16 protein-coding genes are annotated in these 22491 nt (G+C 75.5%); 6 read left to right on the plus strand and 10 right to left on the minus strand.

The window, feature by feature from the left end; genetic code table 11:
* Positions 1-73 precede the first annotated feature (73 nt).
* Positions 74-1498: a threonine/serine exporter family protein gene (locus ACIQVD_RS30565; RefSeq protein WP_402292370.1), complete on the minus strand. Its 1425-nt coding sequence runs from the start codon at positions 1496-1498 to the stop codon at positions 74-76.
* 218 nt (positions 1499-1716) lie between these two features.
* Between ACIQVD_RS30565 and ACIQVD_RS30570 the strand changes: the two genes are divergently transcribed.
* The 3 genes from ACIQVD_RS30570 to ACIQVD_RS30580 all read left to right on the plus strand — a co-directional run bounded on the left by ACIQVD_RS30570 (position 1717) and on the right by ACIQVD_RS30580 (position 5857).
* Entirely contained in the window at positions 1717-4095 is a 2379-nt protein-coding gene (locus ACIQVD_RS30570; protein ID WP_402292371.1) for an FdhF/YdeP family oxidoreductase, read from the plus strand.
* 413 nt (positions 4096-4508) lie between these two features.
* A complete protein-coding gene (locus tag ACIQVD_RS30575; protein ID WP_402292372.1) occupies positions 4509-4946 on the plus strand; it encodes a DoxX family protein in 438 nt (145 codons plus the stop codon).
* Positions 4947-5437: 491 nt separating this feature from the next.
* On the plus strand, positions 5438-5857 hold the full coding sequence (locus ACIQVD_RS30580) for a hypothetical protein (RefSeq protein WP_402292373.1): 420 nt from the start codon (positions 5438-5440) through the stop codon (positions 5855-5857).
* A 434-nt stretch (positions 5858-6291) separates the two neighbouring features.
* On the opposite strand, the gene ACIQVD_RS30585 is transcribed toward ACIQVD_RS30580, so the two are convergent.
* On the minus strand, positions 6292-7464 hold the full coding sequence (locus ACIQVD_RS30585; protein ID WP_400685472.1) for a magnesium and cobalt transport protein CorA: 1173 nt from the start codon (positions 7462-7464) through the stop codon (positions 6292-6294).
* 598 nt (positions 7465-8062) lie between these two features.
* Between ACIQVD_RS30585 and ACIQVD_RS30590 the strand changes: the two genes are divergently transcribed.
* From ACIQVD_RS30590 to ACIQVD_RS30600, 3 genes are all read left to right on the plus strand, one after another.
* Positions 8063-11041, plus strand: a complete 2979-nt coding sequence (locus ACIQVD_RS30590) for an FAD-binding and (Fe-S)-binding domain-containing protein (RefSeq protein WP_402292374.1) — start codon at positions 8063-8065, stop codon at positions 11039-11041.
* The gene (locus ACIQVD_RS30595) at positions 11038-11895 is read left to right on the plus strand and encodes a HEAT repeat domain-containing protein (RefSeq protein WP_402292375.1); all 858 of its coding nucleotides are present in this window, start codon (positions 11038-11040) and stop codon (positions 11893-11895) included. The genes ACIQVD_RS30590 and ACIQVD_RS30595 overlap by 4 nt, the downstream gene beginning before the upstream one ends.
* A gap of 195 nt (positions 11896-12090) precedes the next feature.
* Positions 12091-12876: a beta-glucanase gene (locus ACIQVD_RS30600; RefSeq protein WP_402292376.1), complete on the plus strand. Its 786-nt coding sequence runs from the start codon at positions 12091-12093 to the stop codon at positions 12874-12876.
* Positions 12877-12970: 94 nt separating this feature from the next.
* Here the strand turns inward: ACIQVD_RS30600 and asnB are convergent, their stop codons facing one another.
* The 8 genes from asnB to ACIQVD_RS30640 form a co-directional block, all read right to left on the minus strand.
* Positions 12971-14824, minus strand: a complete 1854-nt coding sequence (gene asnB, locus ACIQVD_RS30605) for an asparagine synthase (glutamine-hydrolyzing) (RefSeq protein ID WP_402292377.1) — start codon at positions 14822-14824, stop codon at positions 12971-12973.
* Between the two features lie 292 nt (positions 14825-15116).
* Positions 15117-16076, minus strand: a complete 960-nt coding sequence (locus ACIQVD_RS30610) for an ATP-grasp domain-containing protein (RefSeq protein WP_402292378.1) — start codon at positions 16074-16076, stop codon at positions 15117-15119.
* A complete protein-coding gene (locus tag ACIQVD_RS30615; protein WP_402292379.1) occupies positions 16073-16720 on the minus strand; it encodes a hypothetical protein in 648 nt (215 codons plus the stop codon). Before ACIQVD_RS30615 ends, ACIQVD_RS30610 begins: the two co-directional genes overlap by 4 nt.
* Entirely contained in the window at positions 16717-18027 is a 1311-nt protein-coding gene (locus ACIQVD_RS30620; RefSeq protein WP_402292380.1) for a glycosyltransferase, read from the minus strand. Before ACIQVD_RS30620 ends, ACIQVD_RS30615 begins: the two co-directional genes overlap by 4 nt.
* Positions 18024-18740: an HAD family hydrolase gene (locus ACIQVD_RS30625; RefSeq protein ID WP_402292381.1), complete on the minus strand. Its 717-nt coding sequence runs from the start codon at positions 18738-18740 to the stop codon at positions 18024-18026. Before ACIQVD_RS30625 ends, ACIQVD_RS30620 begins: the two co-directional genes overlap by 4 nt.
* 47 nt (positions 18741-18787) lie before the next feature.
* Positions 18788-19441, minus strand: coding sequence for a PIG-L deacetylase family protein (locus tag ACIQVD_RS30630; protein ID WP_402292382.1), 654 nt, complete (start codon positions 19439-19441; stop codon positions 18788-18790).
* Positions 19441-20610 (minus strand): non-hydrolyzing UDP-N-acetylglucosamine 2-epimerase, encoded by a 1170-nt coding sequence (wecB, locus tag ACIQVD_RS30635; RefSeq protein WP_402292383.1) that lies wholly within the window; start codon positions 20608-20610, stop codon positions 19441-19443. Before wecB ends, ACIQVD_RS30630 begins: the two co-directional genes overlap by 1 nt.
* Entirely contained in the window at positions 20610-22292 is a 1683-nt protein-coding gene (locus tag ACIQVD_RS30640) for a metallophosphoesterase family protein (protein WP_402292384.1), read from the minus strand. The genes wecB and ACIQVD_RS30640 overlap by 1 nt, the downstream gene beginning before the upstream one ends.
* Positions 22293-22491: the final 199 nt, after the last annotated feature.

A 22491-nucleotide genomic window follows, 5' to 3' on the forward strand; every position in this document is an offset into this window, starting at 1 on the left:
CGGTACGGCGGCGGCACGGTTCAGGGCACGGGCGGCGGGACGGACGGTGCGGCGGCACGGACGGCGGCGCGGTTCAGGGCACGGACGGCGCGGCGGCGGCGGCCGGGCGGGTCCGGGAGCGGGCCGCGAGCAGGCGCAGTCCGAGGGTGGTGCCGAGGACCGCGCCGAAGCCGAGGGAGGTGGTGGTCAGCAGGGCGCTGGCGAAACCGGCGCCCGCGCCGCCGGTGCGGGCCGCCGCCGCGGCGAGCGACTGGAAGACCGCGGGGCCGGGCAGCAGGGCGCCGGTGATGCCGCACAGGATCATCACGGTGGGGGTGAGGTGCAGGCGCGGCGCGACGAGGGCGGCGAGCAGGGCCAGCAGCGCCGAGGAGCAGAACGCGGCCGGGGCGACGGGCACCGGGAGGGCGGTGTGCAGGACGAGGTTGGCGGCCCCGGCGACCAGCCCGGCGGCGGTGGCCGGCAGCAGCAGGCGCGGCCCGCCCCCGTTGAAGGCGGCGTTCCCGGCCGCGCCGACGGCGGAGGCCAGCAGCACCACCGGCGGGGTCAGCGCGGCGAAGTGCACGTAGTGGGCGCTGTCGGCCCAGTCCCGGACGGCGAGGCCGGCCAGGGCGGTGCCGCCGAGCAGCCCGGCGAACAGGGTGGCCACCGTGATCAGGCGGCTCGCGGCCATCAGCGCGTAGCCGTTGACGGCGTCCTCGGCCAGCGAGACCACCGACAGGATCGGCAGCAGCAGCACCAGCACCGCCGCGGCGGCGGCCACCGCCTCCCGGCCGGTGAGGACGTCGAGTTGCAGGAGCAGCGTGCAGGCGCCGACGGTGGCGGCGCCCTGGGCGGCCGACAGGTAGAACGGCTGGAGCCCGGCCCGGCCCAGCAGCCACCCCAGCCGGCCGGAGAGCAGTTGCAGGACGAAGGCCGTCACCACCGCGCCCGCGGTGCCGCCGGCCTGCAGGCTGATCGAGGCCGCCAGGGTGGCCCCGCCGAGGGCGCCGGCGATCCACGGCCGCCGGGAGAGCCGGTCGGAGTCGGCCAGCAGGCGTTCGGCCCGGGCCAGCGGCAGGCGTCCGGAGCGGATCCGCAGCACCAGCCGGTAGAGCCGGTTGAGCCCGTCCAGGGAGCGGCTCTCGTCGGTGCGGGTCACCCGGGTCATCGACGTCGGCCGGCCCTCCGCCGGGCGGTGGTAGAGGGTGATCGTCCGGGCGGTGATGTCCACCTGGAGGTCGTCGTGCGGGCCGTAGGCGGCGGCCACCGAGGCCAGCGCGGCGTCGACGGCGCTGGTCTCGGCCCCCGCCTCGAACAGCCGCTGCCCCAGCGCCAGGGCGAAGCCCATCGCCCGTTCGGCCTGGTCCGTCCGGGCCGCCTCCGGCTCCGTCGATGCGCCCGCCTCCCCCGTCCCGGTCGGTTCCGTCCCGGTCGGTGCCGTCCCGGTCGGTGCCGTCCCGGTCGGTGCCGTCCCGGTCGATGCCGTCCCGGTCCGCTGCTCCGCCGGCCCGTCGCTCACCCCGTCGCCTCCGCCCGCCCGTGCACCGGCCCGCTGCCGCCGAGGGAGAGCGTACGGTCGCGGCCCGCCCGGACCCGGTAACGACCTGCCCCGGGACGCCCCGGCGGGCGCGATGCCCGTGGAGCTGGCTTCCTGGGAGGCGGGGCTCCGAGCGAGGGGCCCGCCGACCGGGTGCCACCGCCGTGGTGCCCGCCGTTCCGCCCCGGAAGGCGACCACCGTGCACTCCTCCGAAGACCCCCGGCCCGCCCCCGCCGACCCTGCCGCCCCCACGGCCCCCGACGGCGTCGGACCGAGCGTCGGGGACGCGCCCCGGCAGCCGCCCGCCGTCGAGCCGTACCGCCACCCGGCGGCCGGCTGGGGCGCGGCGAAGAGCGTGACGAAGTTCCTGGTCCGCGAGGGCGAGTACCTGGACGGGCCGCGCGCGATCATGAGGATGAACCACGAGGACGGCGGCTTCGACTGTCCCGGCTGCGCCTGGCCGGACGACCTCAAGGGGTTGAAGCTCGACCTCTGCGAGAACGGGATCAAGCACGTCGGCTGGGAGATGACCCGCAAGCGCGTGGACCGCGCGTTCTTCGCGGCGCACACCGTCACCGAGCTGTCGGAGTGGAGCGACTTCGCGCTGGAGGACCAGGGCCGGCTGACCCAGCCGATGGTGTACGACCCGGAGACCGACCGGTACCGGCCGATCGCCTGGCGGGACGCGTTCGAGCTGGTCGGCCGGACCCTGCGGGAGCTGGACGACCCGAACCGGGCCGCGTTCTACACCTCCGGGCGGCTGGGCAACGAGGCGACGTTCCTGTACCAGCTGATGGCCCGTGAGCTGGGCACCAACAACCTGCCGGACTGCTCCAACATGTGCCACGAGGCCAGCGGACGCGCCATGCAGGCCGCGCTGGGCACCGGGAAGGGGACGGTGGACCTCAAGGACTGGGAGGCCGCCGACGCCCTGTTCATCCTCGGCGTGAACGCCGCCTCCAACGCGCCCCGGATGCTCACCGCGCTCGCCGCGGCGTACGAGCGGGGCGCGCGGATCGTGCACGTCAACCCGCTGGTCGAGGCGGCGGCCCGGCGCACGATCATCCCGCACGACTTCGTCGACATGGCGCTCAACAAGTCGACGCGGACCAGCACGCTGAACGTCCAGCCGCGGATCGGCGGTGACATGGCGCTGCTGCGCGGCATGGCCAAGGCCCTCCTGGAGCAGTCGGCGCACGACCCGAAGGCCCTGGACCGGCGCTTCGTGGAGCGGCACACCAGCGGCTTCGCGGAGTACCGCGCGGTGTGCGAGGCCACCTCCTGGGCGGAGATCGAGCGGCAGAGCGGCGTCTCGCGCGCGCAGATCCTGGCGGCCGCCCGGATCTACCGGGACGCGGACCGCAGCATCGTCAGCTGGTGCCTGGGCGTCACCCAGCACGAGCACGGGGTGGACACCGTCCGCGAGATCGTCAACCTGCTGCTGCTGCGCGGCAACCTGGGCCGCGAGGGCGCCGGCCCCTCCCCCGTGCGCGGGCACAGCAACGTCCAGGGCAACCGCACCTGCGGCATCGACCACCGGCCGGGACGGGAGTTCCTGGACCGCCTGCGCGAGGTCTGCCGGATCGATCCGCCCACCGGGCACGGCAAGGACACCGTCGCGACGATCGAGGCCATGAACCGCGGCGAGATCGAGGTGTTCGTCGGCATGGGCGGCAACTTCGCGCTGGCCGCGCCCGACACCGCCTACACCCACGCGGGCCTGCGCACCTGCGCGCTGACCGTGCACGTGTCGACCAAGCTGAACCGCAGCCACCTCGTGCACGGGCGGCAGGCGCTGATCCTGCCCTGCCTGGGCCGCACCGAGAAGGACCGCCAGCGCGGCGGCGAGCAGTCCAGCTCCGTCGAGGACTCGATGAGCATGGTGCACCTGTCCCGCGGCATGAAGCGCCCCGCCTCCCCGCTGCTGCTCTCCGAACCCGCCATCGTCGCCGGGATCGCCCGCGCGGCGCTGCCGGACAGCGCCACGCCCTGGGAGTGGTACGTCGAGGACTACGACCGGATCCGCGACACCATGGCCGAAGTCCTGGACGGGTTCGAGGACTTCAACCGGCGGGTGCGGCTACCGCTGGGCTTCCGGATCAAGCAGCCCGCCCGCGAGCTGGTGTTCCTCACCCCCTCCGGGAAGGCCGAGTTCTCCGCCGCCCCGCTGCCCGACGTCGTCCCCGCGCCCGGCACCCTCGCGCTCGGCACCATGCGCTCGCACGACCAGTGGAACACCACCATCTACTCCGACGACGACCGCTACCGGGGCGTCAAGAACCTGCGCACCCTGGTCTTCATGAACCCCGACGACATGCGCGAGCGGGGCCTCACCGAGTTCGACCCGGTCGACGTCACCGCCACCGCCCGCGACGGCTCCACCCGCTCGCTGCACGGCTACCTCGCCGTCCCGTACGACATCCCGCGCGGCTGCGCGGCCGGGTACATGCCCGAGATGAACGTGCTGTGCGCGATCGGCGACCACAGCACGCAGAGCGACCAGCCGATCATGAAGCACCTCAAGGTGACGGTCACGGCCGCCGCGGCCCGCCGGAAGGAGCCCGCCGCGGCCGGGTGACCGGCTGCTGGGCGGGGGCGCTCGGCTCCCGGGCGGGGGACGGGTTCCGGGCGGCGACCGGCACCGCCGGGTCCACCCCGGCCTCCCAGGGTTCGCCCGCCGCCGCGTCGTCCGCCTCCCGCAGTTCGACCACCGACGGAGGACGTGATCTGCGCATACCCCGCTGTACACCAGGTGCTCAGAGCAGGTGCGGCGCCCGCCAGGCGCCCACCGGGGGCCTGCCGGGAGCCCGGTGGCGGCTTCAGCGGTGGGGCGCGGGTAGGCATTCATAGGATTCTCAGAGCATTCCAAGCTTGGCCCCGTAACTGACGCCACGCCAGAATTGATCGCAGCTCATCAAGTCGGGCGGTTCGCCGTCCCGGTGCACGCTCCCAGCACCCGTTCCAGGTCTCGTCCCCACACGAGGAGTTCTCATGACCGAAGACCTTTCGCGGCTCGCCGAACGTGCCCGACCCATCCTCCTGGGCCTGTGCCGGATCGTGGTGTCCCTGCTGTTCGCCTGCCACGGCGCGGCCACCCTGTTCGGCGTCTTCGGCGGTGCCCACGGCAAGGCGCCGCAGGTCGGCGAGTGGCCCGGCTGGTGGGCGGCACTGATCCAACTGGTGGGCGGTGTACTGGTGTTGATCGGAATCGCGGTACGGCCCATGGCGCTGGTGTGCTCGGGCTCGATGGCCTACGCCTACTTCAGCGTCCACCAGGAGCACGCCCTGTGGCCGATCCAGAACGGCGGCGAGCCCGCCGCGATGTTCGCCTGGGCGTTCCTGCTGATCGCCGCCGCCGGCCCCGGCGGCCTCGCCCTGGGCAGCCTGCTGCGCCGCCGCGAGCGGGTGGCGAGTCCCGCCGTCGCCTGACCCGGCACGTCGGAGCGGCCCCGGATCCCGGTCCGGGGCCGCTCCGTTGCGTGCGGGTACCCCCTGGACCCCGCCCCGAGGACGCCCACCGGGTCCGGCCGACGGTCGCGGCCCACCCCCCGCGCGGTCCTGTACGACTGGCCCGCCCTGCTCGAACTCTCCTCCTACCGGACCTGGTTGAATCCGCACCCGGCCCTCGGCCCGGGCCCCGCCCCCGTGCACCTGAGCGGGCCGCCCCACCCGCCATCGTCGCGGCGGTGGTGCGCTCGCTGCTGCCGGACGCGGGCGTCCCGGACGCCCCGATCCGCCACGACGGTGCGGCCACCGCCTGAACCCGGCACCCCCGCCCCGCTGTTCGGTCCCCTCGACCGGGGCCGTTCGGCCCTTCCGGCCGCGCCGCCCGCATGTGGACAGTGACCCGGGTCAGCGATGTGTCCGGCCCGCCAGGCGGGCCGATCGGGTGGGCGTGGACGCCCGGGGAAGGCCGTGCGATGGAATCCGACGAGGTCATGCTGACGGTCCGACTCACCACCGCGGAGCGGACGTTGCTGCGACGGCTGGCGCACGGGCACCGGGGCGACGTCTCCGAGGTGGTCGCGGACGCGCTGCTGGACGTGCTGCCCATGCTGCTCACCCGGGATGCGCCCCGGCCCGCCGAGCCCCCGAACCGTTTCGCCCCGTGCGCGGTGACGGTCTGGCTCCCGCCGGAACTCGTCGAACTGCTGCCCGCCCTCGCCACCCACCTGGCCACCCGGTACGCCGCCCAGCACGTCCCCCACCCGGCGCCCACGCCCTCCGCCGCGCTGGGCACCGCGCTGCGCCTGTGGCTCCGCCAGGACCCGGCCCGCCTCGCCGCCGCCCTGCAATCCCTGCACGGCGGCCACCCGCACGTCCGCACCGCCGCGGCCTGAACCGCAGCACCCCGCCCAGCCCACGGCCCGGCAGACCCCCTCCGGCCAGGGCCTTCCGTCGCGGAACGGCCCCGGGACCAGGACCCTCAGGCCGCCGCCGGCGGGACCATCGGCCCTGGGGCGACGGGGCGGCGACGCACGAGCATGGAGCTCCGCCACCCGGCGGGGGTCGCGCCGCTCCCCGGACGCCCCCGCGGGGTGGCCCGGCGTGCACCGCCGCCCACACCGTCCCGGGGCACCCGGACGACCGGCCGCGTCGGTCCCCGGACACCCGACGGCACCCCGGGCGGCGGCGCCACCGGCCCCACCCGCTCCACCGAGTTCCAACGAGTTCCAACGAGTCCCACTCACCGACCAGTTCGACCCGCCCCCAGCCGGGTCCGGCCCGATCCGACCCGGCCCGGCACCGGGGTCGGGCCGCAATCGGCTTGCGGCTACAGCCAGTTGCGGCGCTTGAAGATCAGGTAGAGGCTGACGCAGACCACGCCCATCAGGCCGATCGCGAAGGGGTAGCCGAACATCCAGTGGAGTTCCGGCATCTCGTCGAAGTTCATGCCGTAGACGGTGCCGATGAGGGTGGGGGCGAAGAGGATGGCGGCCCAGGAGGAGATCTTCTTGATCTCGTCGTTCTGGGCGTGGCCGGCCTCGGCGAGCTGCTTCATCTCCTCGTTCTGGCGCTGGGAGACCAGGGTGGCGTTGACGGTGAGGATGTTCTGGAGCATCTGGCGGAAGCCGTCGACGCGTTCGGCGGCGTAGGTGGCGTGGTCGGCGACGTCGCGCAGGTAGCGCTGGAGTTCCTCGTCGGTGCCGTACTTCTGGAAGCCGCCCTCGAGGGCGCGGAGGATCTCCAGCAGGGGGCCGGTGGCGCGCTGGAACTCGATGACCTCGCGCGAGAGTTCGTAGATGCGGCGGGAGACCTCGGGGTCGCCGCCGAAGACCTCGGTCTCGATCTCGTCGATGTCGTGCTGGAGTCCGGCGATGACGGGGGCGTAGCCGTCGACGACGGCGTCCAGGACGGCGTAGAGGACGGCTTCGGGGCCGAGGGCGAGCAGTTCGGGGTCGGCTTCGAGGCGGCTGCGGACCATGGAGATGTCGGGCGACTGGGAGTGCCGGACGGTGAGGACGAAGTCGGGGCCGACGAAGAGGTGGATCTCGCCGAAGTCGACCTCCTCGACGTCGTCGAGGTAGCGGGCGGCGCGCAGCACGACGAACAGGGTGTCGCCGTAGCGTTCCAGCTTGGGGCGCTGGTGGGCGACGATGGCGTCCTCGAGGGCGAGCTCGTGGAGGTCGAACTTCTCGGCGGCTTCGACGAGTTGGGCCTCGGCGGGGCGGTAGAGGCCGATCCAGGCCATGGTGCCGGGCTTGCCGGGGAGTTCGCGGTAGATCTCGGCGAGGCTGGTGGGTGTCTCTATCCGGCGGCCGTCGCGGTAGACGGCGGCGTCGACGACGGAGCGTTCCAGCGAGACGGGTTCGTCGGAGTGGGGGTGCTGTTCGGAGCGCGGGTCCATCGAGTGCTCGGGGGCCGCGGTGCGGTCGGCGGGCCGCGGAGCGGGACGGCTGAAGGGTCGCTTGCTCGCGCGCACGGCGCGCACACGCCAGTCGGACACGGCGGTACCTCCACGGTTCTGGTGCCGCCGGGCCCGGACGGACGCGGACGCGGACGGGCGGGCGGGGCGGCGGGCCCCGGTGGCGGCCGCACGCGGGCGCGGGGCGGGGCCGGGCGTGAACGCGGGGGTTCAGCGGGCGGCGCGGCGCGGGCGCGGGCGGTGGTGCCGGGGGCCAGGAGCGGATGAGAACGTCCCGGAGCGGGGCCGACTTCGACCCGGACTACTGCACTCCACTGCTCTCACCTCCTGACGCTCCGGACGCCCGGGGGCGTCACGACCGCGGCCCAGTGTAGCCCCGTCGGCCCCGCCCGCCGCCCACCCGCGCCGCCCGCCCGCCGCCCACCTGCGCGGGAACGCCGCCGGAAGCGCCCGCCCCGCACGCCCGCCCCGCACGCCCGTCCCGAATCGCCCGCGCGCGTCGCACGGCCGTTCCGGGCGTCCGGGGTGCCACGCTGGGCACGGCGGGTGGTCGGACGGTCCGCGCGACCGGTCCGCGGGTGGTCGGACGGTCCGCGCGACGCGCGCGCCGCCCGCGTCCCGGCCCCGCCGGCGTCCCGGTCCCGCCGCCTCCCCGGACCCGCGCGAGAAGGACCCGGCCGTGCCGCTCTTCGTCCCGTCCCCGCAACTGCTGCGCCCCGCGAGCCTGTTGGACGCGCCCGACAAGGTCCCGGACGCGCTGGCCGCCGGCACCCCGGAGCCGCTGCGGGCGGGCCTGGTGGGCCTGCTGGGCGAGGCGAAGGTGCTCAGCAAAGTGTCGGACCTGGTGAAGTACGCCTCCGACGCGAGCCCGTACCGCTTCGTGCCGCAGGTGGTAGTGCTCGCCGAGACGGTCCAGGACGTGGCCGCGGTGTTCGGCTACGCGCACCGCAACGGCCGCACGCTGGTGTTCCGGGCCGCCGGGACGTCGCTGAACGGGCAGGCGCAGGGCGAGGACATCCTGGTGGACGTCCGCCGCGCGTGGACCGGCGCCCGGATGCTGCCGGACGGCGTGCGCGCCCGGATCGCGCCGGGCACCACGGTGCTGCGGGCGAACGCGGCGCTGGCCCGGCACGGCCGGCTGCTGGGGCCGGACCCGGCCAGCGGGCGGGTGGCCACCGTGGGCGGCGTGGTCGCCAACAACGCGTGCGGGATGACGGCGGGCACCACCCGCAACTCCTACCGGCTGCTGTCCGAGGTGACCTTCGTGCTGCCGTCCGGCACCGTCGTGGACACCGGCGCGGCGGACGCCGACGCCCGGCTGCGGGAGGCCGAACCGGCGCTCCACGCGGGCCTGGCGGCGCTCAAGCGGGAGGTCGAGGCGGACCCCGCCCTGGTGGCCCGGATCCGGGCCAAGTACGAGCTGAAGAACACCAACGGCTACCGGCTGGACGCGCTGCTGGACGGCGCCACCCCGGTCGAGGTGCTGCGCGGCCTGGTGGTCGGCTCCGAGGGCACGCTGGGCTTCATCGCCGACACGGTCTTCGAGACGGTGCCGCTGGAGCGCCGCGCCACGACGGCGCTGCTGTTCTTCCCCGCCCTGGCGGACGCCGCCGCGGCCGTCCCCGGCTTCACCGCGCTGGGCGCCCGCGCCGTCGAGCTGATGGACGGCAACACGCTGCGCGCGCTGGCCTCCGTGCCGGGCGTCCCGGACGACTGGGCCCGGGTCCCGCGCGAGGTGACCGCCCTGCTGGTGGAGTTCCGCGCCCCGGACGAGGAGGCGCTGGCCGGGTACGAGGAGGCCGCCCGGCGCACCGTCGAACAGCTCGCCCTGGTCCGGCCGGTCGACTCCGCGACCAACGGCTTCACCCGGGACCGGGCCGTCGCCGCCGGGTACTGGCACGCCCGGGAGGCGTTCGTGACGGCCGTCGGCAAGGCCCGGCCGCCCGGCACCACGCTGATCACCGAGGACTTCGCCGTCCCGCCCGCCCGGCTGGCCGAGGCGTGCGCGGCGCTGCTCGAACTCCAGGCCGCGCACGGCTTCGACGCCGCCGTCTCCGGGCACGCCGCGCACGGCAACCTGCACTTCCTGCTCACCTTCGACGCCTCCCGCCCCGAGGACGTCCGCCGCTACGCCGCGTTCATGGACGCCTTCTGCACCATGACGGTCGAGCGCTTCGACGGCGCGCTGAAGGCCGAGCACGCCACCGGGCGCAACCTCGCGCCGTACCTGGCGCTCGAGTGGGGCGAGCGGGCCACCGCCCTGATGTGGCGGATCAAGGAGCTGTTCGACCCGCACGGGGTCCTCGCCCCCGGCGTGGTGCTCAGCCGCGACCCGGAGATCCACCTCAAGGGGCTCAAGTCCATCCCGCCGGTCGAGGCGGTCGCCGACCCCTGCATCGAGTGCGGCTTCTGCGAGGCCGTCTGCCCCAGCCACGACCTGACCACCTCGCCGCGCCAGCGGATCGTGCTGCGCCGCGAGATGACCCGCCAGGACGAGGGCTCCAGGGTGCTGGACGAACTGCTCGACTCGTACGGCTACGACGCGGTCGACACCTGCGCGGGCGACTCCACCTGCAAGCTGGCCTGCCCGGTCGGCATCGACACCGGCGCGCTGATGAAGGACTTCCGGCACCGGCGGCACTCGGCCTTCGAGGAGCGCGGCGCGCGGACGGCCGCCGACCGCTTCGCCCTGCTGGAGGCCGCCGCCCGCACCGGGTTGACCGCCGCCGCCCACCTGCCCGACCCGCTGCTGGCGGGCGCCACCGGCCTGGCCCGCGCCGCCGTCCGCCCCGACCTCGTCCCGGCCTGGCTGCCGGAGATCCCGTCCGGGGCGGCGAAGGCGCTGCCGCCCACCGGGCCGCGCGAGCGGGCCGCCGCCGTCTACTACGTGGCCTGCGTGAACCGGATCTTCGACTCCTCCGGCGACGGGCGGCACGCCTCGCTGCCGCAGGCCCTGGTCGAGGTCTCCCGGCGGGCCGGGCGGCCGGTGTGGATCCCCGCCGACCTGCCCGGGACGTGCTGCGCGACCATCTGGCACTCCAAGGGCTACGTCGAGGGCAACGCCCTGATGGCGAACCGGATCGTCGAACGGGCCTGGGAGTGGACCGGCCACGGCGAGCTGCCGCTGGTGGTCGACGCCTCCTCCTGCACGCTCGGCATCGCCGAGGAGGTCCTGCCGTACCTCGACGCGCGCAACCGGGAGCGCCACGCCCGGCTCACCGTCGTCGACTCCACCACCTGGGCCGCCGGCCTGCTCCCCCGCCTCACCGTCACCGCCCCGCTGAACAGCGCCGTCCTGCACCCCACCTGCTCGATGCGCCACCTGGACGTGGTCGGCGACCTGGCCGCCGTCGCCGGGGCCGTCAGCGCGGAGGTGGTCACCCCGGTGTACGCCGAGTGCTGCGGCTTCGCGGGCGACCGCGGCATGCTGCACGAGGAGCTGACCGCCGCCGCGACCCGGCACGAGGCCGCCGAGGTCCTCGCCCGGGACTTCGACGCCCACCTGAGCGCCAACCGGACGTGCGAGATCGGCATGGACCACGTCACCGGCCGCACCTACCGCTCCGTCCTGATCGCCCTGGAACAGGCCACCCGCCCGGCCGGCCCCAACAATCACGTGGCACCGACCGCCCCGGACGGGCCACACTCGGGCGCATGAGCGACGACTCCCGGCCCCCGGCCGAAGACCCGCGCGAGGCGCCCGACCAGGCACCGGGCCGGGCGGCGCGGGAACCGGACGGGTTCGCGCCCTCCGCTCCGGTGGCGGGGCCGGAGGCGCTGGAGGCGGCGCGGGGCGTGCAGGCGCTACCGGTGCTGCTGGGGTTGGCCGGGCACCCGGACGCGGAGGTGCGCCGGGCGGTGGCGAAGGCGCTGCCGTTCGCGGGCGAGCCCGCCCCGGACTCGCCCCGGGTGCGGGCCCTGTTGGCGCTGTGCCGGGACGAGGACCCGGGTGTGCGGGACGCGGCGGTGTTCTCGGTCGGCACCCTGGACGAGGCGTACAGCCCGGCGGTCCGGGCGGCGCTGCACGAGCGGCTGGACGACGAGGACGAGGACGTGGCGGAGGAGGCCGTCCGCGGCCTGGCCAACCGTCAGGACGCCTCGGTACTGCCCCGGCTGATCGACCTGCTGGAGACGTACCGGCAGCCGCACGTGCTGACGCTGTCCGCCGCGGCGGTCCTCGGCCGCCCCGAACTGCTGCCCGTCCTGGCCGTGTTGGCGGCGGAGGACCCGGACGATCCGGGGATCGCGGCGGCCTCGGAAGCGTGCGACCCGGTCCGGCGCGCGGAGCGGGCCGCTCTGGCCTGGCACCTGCTGGAGGAACTGGCCGTCCGGCGGCCGGACTTGGACGCCGCGCTGGTCTGGCCGCGTTTCTCCGCGGACCTGCAACTGGAGATCCACCACGGCTCCGGTCCGCTCACCTACCACGCGGACGGCCTGTTGGACCGGGCCGGGCAGGACCCGTCCCGGGCGGCCGCCCTGGTCGACGCCGAGTGCCCGCCCGGGGGCGGCTGAACCGGGCGCGGCGCCACCCGCCCCGCGGCGGCCGGGGGACAGCCCACCGGACGTACCGTCATATGAGCGGACGGCAGGGGCGTGCGCGGGCTCGGCGGCTTGCCTCCGTGCGCCGGTCGGGTGAGGGTGCGGGAAGGTTTTGGCCGGGAATGCCCTGGGTTGCCCGAACCTGACGCACCACCGGAGCGTGAACGAGTGAGCACCCCTCCCCCGGCCGAACCGCAGCCCACCGACTCGCAGCCGACCGCCGACCAGCCCACCGTCCCGCAGCAGGCCGCCGCGCCGCAGCCGGCCGGCCCCGCACAGGCACCGGTCGTGTTCAACGCGCCGTTCTCGGACCGTTCCCAGTGGGCGGCCGGCGCCTCCTCCGCGTACCCGCGGGGCGGGCGGAACCCGGACGACAACAAGCTCGACCACCTGGTGCCCGGCTACGGCCCGGACGGGGACCGCTTCACCGCGGTGCGGGAGAACGCGCGCAGCTGGCGGACGCCGCTGGTGACCACCGAGGGCACCGCGGGCGGGTTCGAACTGCGGACCGGGGACCGGCTGGAGGCCCGCTGCCAGGTGACGGCCGACCAGGGCGTCTGGCCCGCGATCTGGACCTGGGGGCGGGACGTCGCCCCCGGCCGGTCGCAGCCCGGCCACGGGGAGGTGGACGTGATGGAGTACCACGACGGCCACCCGCGGATGCTGGAGCTGAGCAACCACGTCCGCCCCGGCGACCCGGCCTACCTGGACGACCTGGTGACGCCGGGCCGGTGGTTCACCCTCGCCTGCCTGTTCGGCCCCGACTCGGTCCGCTGGGAGCTGGACGGCCGTGAGGTGTACGCCGACGGCCGGGGCGTCGGCTCCGGCTGGCGGGCCTGGATCATCGTCAACCTGTCGGTCGCGGGCGGCCGTTGGGGCCACCGCAGTCCCCGCGCCAACAGCGGCCGGCTCTCCTGGCGCTGCCGGGACCTGACCGTCCGCCGCCCGCACTGACCCCACCCCGTCAGCCCGGCAGCGCGGCCAGGAACCCGGCGGCGGGGCCCCGTCACAACGCGACGGGGCCCCGCCGTACCGCGGCGGTCGCGCCCTACAGCTCCAGCGACACCCGGTAGCGGCGCAGCCACCCGTCGAGCAGCAGCACCACCTCGCCCGCGTTGCGCAGGTCCCGTCCGGGCGCGTCGGCGACGGCGTCCACCGCGGCGGTCAGGTCGAGCAGGTCGCGGCCGGGGGCGTTCCGGTCGGCCAGCAGGTCGCGCAGTTCGCCGCGCAGCGCCTCGCCGTAGCGCGGGTCCTGGGTGGAGGGGTAGGGGCTCTTGACCCGCTGGGCGACCGCCTCGGGCAGCACGTCGCGGGCGGCGGCGCGCAGCAGGGACTTCTCCCGGCCGTCGAAGGTCTTCATCGCCCAGGGGGTGTTGAAGACGTACTGGACCAGCCGGTGGTCGCAGAACGGGACGCGGACCTCCAGGCCGACGGCCATCGAGGCGCGGTCCTTGCGGTCCAGCAGGATCTGCACGAACCGGGTCAGGTGGAGGTGGCTGATCTCCCGCATCCGGCGTTCGTGGCCGCTCTCCCCGGCCAGCCGGGGCACGGCGGCCAGGGCTTCGCGGTAGCGGGCGTCCCGGTAGCCGGGGAGGTCGAGCCGGGCGAGCAGGCCGGGGGCGAGCAGCGACTGCGGCCCGAGGGTGGCGGTGCCGCCGCCGAATCCCCTGGTGAGGGTGTGGATCCAGGGGAAGCCGTCGTGGGCGACGGCCTGCGGGTCGTGGAACCACAGGTAGCCGCCGAACACCTCGTCGGCGGACTCGCCGGACAGCGCGACGGTGGACTGTTCGCGGATCGCCTTGAACAGCAGGTAGAGCGAGGTGTCGGCCTCGCCGAGGCCGACCGGCAGGTCGCGGGCGGCCAGGACGGCGTCGCGGTGGCGGCGTTCCATCAGGTCGGCGGTGTCCAGCACGATGTCGCGGTGCGCGGAGCCGACGTGGGCGGCCAGGGCGTGCGCGTAGGGGCCGTCGGGGGTGGCGCGCAGTTCGTCGGGGACGAAGTTCTCGGCCTGGCCGGTGAAGTCGACGGCGAAGGAGCGGACCGGTCCCCGTCCGGCGGCGGCCAGGCCGCGGGCGGCGAGCGCGGTGATCACCGAGGAGTCGAGGCCGCCGGAGAGCAGGGTGCAGAGCGGGACGTCGGCGATCAGTTGGCGGGCGACGATGTCGTCGAGCAGTTCGCGGACGGTGGCGATGGTGGTGGGCAGGTCGTCGGTGTGCTCGGACGACTCCAGCGCCCAGTAGCGGCGTTCGGTCAGTCCTTCGCGGCGCACCCGCAGGGTGTGGCCGGGCTTGAGTTCGCGCATGCCGCGGTAGACGGCGTGGCCGGGGGTCTTGGTGAAGGCCAGCAGTTCGGCCAGGCCCTCGGCGTCGACCACGGCGCGGACCTCGGGGTGGGCGAGGATCGCCTTGGGTTCGGAGCCGAACAGGACGCCGTCGGGGGTGGGCCGGTAGTAGAGCGGTTTGATGCCCATCCGGTCTCGCACCAGCAGCAGTTCCTCGGCGCGCGGGTCCCACAGCGCGAAGGCGTACATGCCGTTGAGGTGCTCGGTGAACGCCTCGCCCCACTCCAGGTAGGCGTGCAGGGCGACCTCGGTGTCGCTCGCGGTCCGGAAGGCGTGGCCGCGGGCCTTCAGCTCGGCGCGCAGCTCTCGGTAGTTGTAGATCTCGCCGCTGTAGGTGGTGACCAGCACGGTGCGGCCGTCGTGCTCGGCGGTCATGGGCTGGCGTCCGCCGTCGAGGTCGATGACGGCGAGCCGACGGTGTCCGAGGGCGACGTGGGTGTCCAGCCAGACGCCCGAGGCGTCCGGTCCGCGGCAGGCCATGGTCTGCGTCATCGCGGCGAGGGTGGCGTGCTCCGTGCTCAGGTCCCGGTCGAACGAGACCCATCCGGTGATCCCGCACATGCGAGGGGTGGCCCTTCCTCGAAGAGGCCGGTGCCGTGCCGTCCCGGTGGTGGCGGGGCGGGGCCGTCTCCCGTACGGCCGCACCGGCGCCCCGACGCTAGGCCCGGTGGGTGCATTCGACAACCAAAAGTTGGTCATGTACGCACAGTTCGGGCCACCCCCTCACCACCCCCCGCCACCACCCCCGTCGCCGCTCCTGCCGCCGTCCCGGGCCCGCCCCGCCCGGGGAGCCGGTCCGTTCGCCCACCCCCGCATCTGGCCCGAACCTGCCCCCGGGCCGCCCGAGCGGGCGTCAGGCCGACGCCGACGCCGACACCGGTGCCGACACCCGGTGCTCGGTGAAGCTGCGCGCCGTCGTCACCCCGGCCGTCCAGCGCAGCGCCTCCGGCCGGACCGGCTCGCCGCGCAGCAGCCGCAGGTACTGGCCGACCAGGTCCGCGCCCGCCGCCAGCGAGATCGGCAGGCCGCCCGAGCAGCGCGGGTTGACCTCCACCACCCGGGCCGGGCCGTCCTCCGCCAGGAAGCCCTGGACGTTGACCAGGCCGGTCAGGCCCAGCGCCCCGGTCAGCTCCGCCACCAGGACGTCCACCCGCGGGTCCGCGAACGTCGTCCCGCGGGTGGCGATGCCGCCGCGCACCTGGGTCCGCCAGCGCGGCACGGCGGCGTGCACGGTGCCGTCCCGGCCGATCAGGCAGTCCGCGGTGAACTCCCGTCCCGGCAGCAGGGTCTGCACGATCGGCTCGGGGACGCGGCGCAGCAGGGTCGGGAAGTCCGCCGGGTCGTGCACCGCGTGGACGTCCCGCGAGCCGCGCCCGCGCCGCGGTTTGACGATCCACGGGCCGGGCAGCTCGCCCGGCCCGCCGAGCGACGTCCCCGGGGCGGGGATGCCCTCGACGGCCCGGGCGAAGGCCCACTTGTCCAGGCAGGCGGTGACCGTCTCCGGGGCGGGGAACCAGGCCGCGACGCCCTTGTCCGCGAACTCCCGCTCCCGTCCGGCCAGTTGCTCCAGCTCCTCGCCGACCGTCACCACCAGCGCGTCGCACCGCCGCTCGACCGCGGTCGCCAGCAGCCGCTGCGCGAAGTCCGCCTCGCCGGCCGCCGGCAGCAGTACGCCCTCGTGGCCCAGGTGCAGGCCCACCCCGTGCGGGTCCGCGTCGCCCACCACCGGCACCAGGCCGGCCCGGGCCGCCTCCCGCGCCAGCACCACCCCGGCGGGCCCGCCGCCCCCGGTCACCAGCACCCGCACCGTCATCGCTCCTCCACCTCGTCCGTCTCGTCCGTCTCGTCCGCCCTGTCCGTCCCGTTCGTCCTGTCCGCCCCGCCCGCCCCGCCCGGCCGCCGCGGGCGGCGTCCGATCCGCAGCGCGACCATCAGCAGCACGGCCAGCAGCAGCATCAGGTAGGACCACAGGGTGCCGCCCCAGTCGTGGAAGCCGACCATGGTGGGGATGCCGTAGTCCTGGCCCACCCAGAGCACGGCCACCAGCCGCGCCAGGTTCGCGGTGGCGAACAGCGCCGCCGCAGCGACCGCCCCGACCAGCCGCTGGCGCCACGTCCCGCCGAGGATCAGCAGCGAGACGCCCGCGCAGGCCGCCACGACGGTGAGCGCCGAACAGGACGGGGTGATCCGGATGAAGAACGGCTGGTACCCGTGGAAGCCGTGCACCAGGTCGGTGCCGGGCAGTTGGCGGACCATCGACAGCCCGCACCAGCGGGCCACCGTCCCGGTCGCCGCCGCCTCCGCCCGGGTGACCGGCCCGGCCGCCCAGTGGCCGAGGGCGAGGGTGGTGGCGATGACCGCCAGGACCCGCAGCAGCGGGGCCAGCGGCCGGGCCGGGCCGACCGCCGGGCGGGGCCGGGACGGGCGCGCCGCCCCGGGGAAGGTCGGGAGCCTCACAGCCGGGCCCCGATCGCCGCGTTGGGGGCGGCCGCGGTCCGCTCGGTCTTGACCCAGGAGTACGCGGAGCCGACCCGCCGGTCGATCAGGGCCCGGGTGCACAGCAGCATGGAGAGCACGAACAGCGCGGGGAACAGCAGCAGCAGGAAGACCTCCCGCCGCCGCGTCCCGGCCCGGACGAGTCCGCCGCCGATCTCCAGCACCGGTCCGGCCAGCATCAACGGGGCGACCGGCCACAGCGGCACGGTGAGCGCCAGTCCGGGCCAGGAGGCTTCGACGCCCGCCAGCAGCAGGGCGACGGCGCACAGCACCGGCACGTGGTAGAGGTACAGGAACAGCAGGGCCTCCACCTTGCCGAGGGCGCCCAGGTGCCGGGAGCGCAGCAGCGCGTCCCGGTGGTCGGCGCAGACCTGCTGGTGGCCGCGCGCCCAGCGGTAGCGCTGGCGCCAGTAGCCGCGCAGCGTGGTGACGGCGAGTTCGGTGTCGACGGCGTCCTCCGCGTAGCCGACCCGGCGGCCGGAGAGCCAGACCCGGACGGTCAGGTCGGTGTCCTCGGTGACGGAGTCGACGTTCCAGCCGCCGAGTTCGCGCAGCACCGAGGTGCGCACCGCGCAGTTCGCGCCGCCGTACGCGGGCAGGCCGAAGGCGCTGCGCCGGCCGGCCATGTTGACCAGGTAGCCGCACAGGTAGTCGACGGCGACCAGGCGGGCGATCAGGCTGTCGCCGGGGTTGCGCACCACGCAGCGCCCCTGCGCGGCGCCGGTGCCGGGGTCGTCGAAGGCCCGTACCAGGGCCCGCAGGCAGCCGGGTTCGGGCTGGTGGTCGGCGTCGAAGACGACGGTGATCTCGCCGCGCACCAGTTCCAGCGCCTCGTTCAGCGCGGCGGACTTCCCGCCGACGGCGTCCGCGGCCCGGCGCAGCACCCGCCAGCGGGGGTGCGCCTCGGCGGCGCGCTCCAGCAGGGTGCCGGTGTCGTCGGCGGAGCGGTCGTCGACGAAGACCACGTCCAGCCGGTCGGCGGGGTAGTCGAGGGCGGCCAGCGCGCGGGTCAGCCCGTCCACCACCCTGGCCTCGTTGTGGCAGGGCACCAGCACCGTGACGCTCGGCAACTCGCCCTGCTCGTCGGCCGGTCGGGCCGGAGCGTGCAGCGCCCCGGCGAGCAGCACCAGGTGCCGCAGCAGGTAGAGCCCGAACACCCCGGCGAGGAAGCCGGCCAGCGCGTGGTGCGCCCAGGCCGGGCGCCACCACAGCAGCCCGGCCGCCGCCACCGCCAGCATCGCCGAGAGCGCCCACCGCGCCCGTTTCACAGCGCCTCCCGTACGGCGTCGAGCGCCTCCGCGACCGTCCCGAAGGACGCCGACTCGCTTCCGTGGTCCGCCCGTCGGCGGTACTCGCCCTGCCGGACCCGGAGCACCGGGATGCCCAGCCGGGCCGCGCCCGCGACGTCCTTGTCGGGCCGGTCGCCGACCATCAGCGCCTCGCCGGGCGCGCACCCGAGCAGTGCCAGCGCCTGCCGGAAGCCGTCGGGGGCGGGCTTGCGGGCGGCCCGCCCGCCGGGCAGCTCGTCGGTGCACACCACGTGCGGCAGCAGCGGGGCGAGGCCGGTGGCGGCGAGTTTGGCGCGCTGCTGGGCCGGGTTGCCGTCGGTGAGCACCACCAGCGGGACGGCCGCGGCGAGCCGGGCCAGCCGTTCGGCGACGCCGGGGTACGGGTCGAGCCGCACCGGCCGGAACTCCCGGAACACGTCCACGAGTTCGGCCGCCGTCCGGGCCTCGTACCCGCCGACCCGCTCCAGGGCCCGGTCGACGATCCGCCCCCGGTCGCTGCCCTGCGCGCACACCTCGGCCAGCGCGGCGCGCAGGGCCGGGCGCAGCGCGGCGGGGGCGGCCTGCGCGACCGCGTCCCAGGCGGCGGCGAGGAACTGCGCCTGCGGGTAGAGGGTGTCGTCGAGGTCGAGCAGGACGCCCCGGCAGCGCGCCCCCGCGCCGGAGGCCGCCGTCCCCGTACCGGAACCCGCCACCGCCGTACCGGAACGCGCAGTCCCCGCGCCGGAGCCCGCCGTCGGCGTCATGCCCGGACCTGCCGGGGGACGGCCGTCGCGGCGGGCGCGGTGACGGTGAGGGTGAGCAGGCTGCGGGTCGCGGTGAACGCCTCGGCGGCCTCCAGGCGGCCCTGGAAGCCGCGGAAGCGGGCCTGGGCGGCGAGCGCGTCGAGGTCGACCCGGCGGGAGCCGACCACCTGGGAGAGGTGGTGGCGCAGCAGGGCGAGCTTGCCGGGGACGTGCCCGGTGACGTCGCTGTAGACGGTGGGGTGGAAGTCCAAGGTGGTGGGGCCCTCGTAGTGCAGCAGGTGGGGGTGGGTGCGGGCGGCGGCGACGGTGGCCCGGGCGGCGGCGCGGTGGTCCTGGTGGGAGTCCTCGGCGGCGTGGGTGAGCACCAGGTCGGGCCGGAACTCGGCGAGGACGTCCTCGATCCGCCGGGTGAGCGCGGCGTCGTGCGCCAACTCGCCGTCCCGGAAGCCGCCCCGGTACAGCCGGGCGCCCAACTGCCGGGCGGCGGCCTGCTGTTCGCGGTCGCGCAGTTCGGGGTCGCCGGGGCCGAGCCGGCCGTCGGTGAGCACCAGCAGGCCGACCTCCGCGCCTTCCGCCCGGGCCTTCACCAGGGTCGCGCCGCAGCCGAGTTCGATGTCGTCGGGGTGCGCGCCGACGGCGAGGATCCGCATCAGGCCGCCCCCCGCCCGGGTTCGCGCAGCGCGAGCCGGTCCGCGCGGTGCAGGGTGGTGACGAGGGCGGCGATCCGCTCGCCGGTGCGCCCGTCCCCGTAGGGGCAGGGCAGTCCGGCGATCCGGCGCTGTTCGGCGGGGTCGAGCAGCCGCCGGGCGGCGGCCACCGCCCGGGCCGGGTCGAGTCCGGCGAGCGCGGCCTGGCCGAGGGCGACGCCCTCGGGCCGGGGGGTGCTCTCGCGCAGCACGACGGCGGGGACGCCGAACCAGCCGGCCTCCTCCTGGAGGCCGCCGGAGTCGGTGGCGACCAGGGTCGAGGAGGCGATCAACTCCAGCATCCGGCCGTGTGGTTGGGGTTCCAGCAGCTCGATGCCGGAGTGCCGCAGGCCGTCGGTGAGCCGGTGCGCGGCGAGCCGGTCGGCGGTGCGCGGGTGCAGCGGGAAGACCACCGGCCCGCAGCTGTCGGCCAGCGCCCGGACGGTGGCGACCAGCGCGGCCAGCCGCTCGGGCGCGTCCACCGTGCCCGGGCGGTGCGCGGTGACCAGGACGCCGCGCCGCCGCCCGACCGGCACCGCCGCCACGCCCGAGGTCCGCAGCACGTCCAGCACGGTGTTGCCGACCACGTGCACGGCGTCCGCCGGGACGCCCTCGCGCAGCAGGTTGTCCCGGGCGCCCTCGGTGGGGGCCAGGTGCAGGGTGGCGAGGTCGGCGGCGACGGTGCGGTTGTTCTCCTCCGGGGAGAGCGGGTTGCGCGAGCGCAGCCCGGCCTCGACGTGCGCGACGGGCACGCCGTGCCGCCGGGCGGCGAGCGCGACCAGCGGCACCGTCCAGGTGTCGCCCTGGACGACCGCCAGGTCGGGGCGCGGCCCGGCGGCGAAGTGGGCGAGGGCGTGGGCCAGCAGGGCGCCGGTGCGGGCGGCCTCGTCGCCGGTCAGCTCCCAGGACTCGTCCGGGGGGACGCCCAGGTCGGCGAAGAAGGCGCCGGCCATCCGCCGGTCGTGGTGCTGGCCGGTGGCGACGACCCGGACGCCGGCCCCGGCGGCGCGCAGGGCGTGCACGACGGGGGCGAGCTTGACGATCTCGGGGCGGGTCCCGGCGAAGACGGTGAGCTGCGGGGCCCGGCCGGGACGGGTGGTCCCGGCCGGGGTCCGCCGGTGTGCGGCGTTCATCAGGAGACGGGGACCTCGAGTCCGCTGCGGTGCTTCTGCCAGGCGGAGTAGCCCGCGTACCCGGCGCCGGCGGCGAGCGCGGCGCCGGCCAGCAGCGCGCCGGAGCCGAAGGCGGGGGTGTCGACGGTGGCGGCGGTGCGGGCGATGGTGACCCGGTCGATCTCGGTGCCGGCCTTGGCGCCCTCCACCGAGATGCCGCGCACGGTGAGCGTGGCGGTGCCGCCGGGGGCGGCGGGCTTGACGTCCACGGCGAGCAGGTTGTGCCCGCGGTAGCGCACCCGGGACCAGTCGACCGCCTCGGTGACCTTGCCGCCGGCGCCGAAGTAGCCGGCCGCGACGCCGGAGGCGTCCTTGACGTTGCCCGCGTAGCTCTCCGGCCCGTTCGAGGGCAGGCTGTACAGGCTCGCGCCGCCGCCGCCCGCCACGATGTAGGTGGTGCCGTCGGTGACGGGGCTGACGGTGTCGCCGACGCCCGCGGTGCGGGTGGGCTTGCCGCCGCGGATCGGGTCGGTGCGCTCGTACATGTGGTTGTGGCCGTTGATGACCAGGTCCACGTTGTACTTGTCGAACAGCGGGGCCCACTTCTCCCGGACGCCGCCGTCGGAGACGTGGCTGGTGGTCACCGCGTAGGCGCAGTGGTGGAAGAAGACGATGATGAAGTCGATGGTGGGCTTGGCCCGCAGGTCGGCGAGGGTGCGCTCCAGCCAGCTGGTCTGGGCGCCGCCCGAGTAGTCCTTGTTGGCCGGGATCTCGTAGGAGACGTCGTTGGCGTCCAGCGACAGCACCGCGACGTTGCCGTAGGTGAAGGCGTACACGCTGGGGCAGTTGGCGGGGCCGTTGGTCGGCAGGTCCAGGCGCTTGGCGTGGCCGCCGTAGCCGTTGGGCGAGTACCAGGCCTCCATGTCGTGGTTGCCGGTGGCGACCATCCACGGCACGGACTGGGCGACCGGCTCGATCTGCTTGAGGTAGCCGTCCCAGACCGCCGGGTTGTAGCTGTCGTTCAGCTTGCCCTGGCCGTTGGGGTCGGCGTAGCAGATGTCGCCGGCGAGCAGGTGGAAGACCGGGTTCTGCGCGGTGATCTGCGCGTTCTCCAGCGCGGCCTGGGCGCTGGCGCCCTGGTCGCCCATCGCGGTGAAGGTGAACGGCTTGAGGCCGGAGCCGCTGCCCGCGGGGCCGGTGGTGAAGGAGTTCACCGGGCCGGACGCGGCCTCCAGGCCCTCGTGGCCGACGGCGTAGTAGTACGTGGTGTTCGGTTCGAGCTTGTCGAGCGCGGCGTGCCCGTAGTACTGCTCCAGCGGGGCGCCGGTGCCGTAGTCGCTGTGCAGGTTGCGGATCTCGGCCTGCACGGTCTGGCTCAGGTCGGTGGGCGAGGTGCCCACCCGCAGCACGGGGTTGGTGACCGCGGACGGCACCTGCCAGCCGACCCGCATCTGGGTGGCCGGGTCGTTGCCGAACGCGAGGTGCCGGCCGAACGGCACCACGGCCGAGCCGGGCGTGTCGGCGTACGCCGGGCGGCTGAGCAGCATCGGTCCGGCCGCGACGGCGGCGGCGCCGAAGACGCCGGCCCGCAGCACGCTGCGCCGCGACACGCCCTTGCGGACGTCCTGCCAGTACTCGTACTGCTCGGCGATGGTCATCTCGTCGGCCCGGCGGCGCGACACCCGGAAGCCGGGAAGGTCCACGGGATTTCCCTTCGTGGTGTGGTGGTGCGGAAGCGGAACCTCGCCTTCGCCCGATGGAGGTTCACGCCCCGAGATGACCTGTTCGGAGACAGCCGGTAAACATTCATACGATCAGATCGGGCGCTCCGGTGAAGATCGCCTGAATGCCACCTGGTGGTCCCCGGCGGCACCCCCCTCTCGCGCCCGCCGCCCGGCGGTG

It is taken from the genome of Kitasatospora sp. NPDC090308 (assembly GCF_044769485.1).
Taxonomy (GTDB): Bacteria; Actinomycetota; Actinomycetes; order Streptomycetales; family Streptomycetaceae; genus Kitasatospora; species Kitasatospora fiedleri.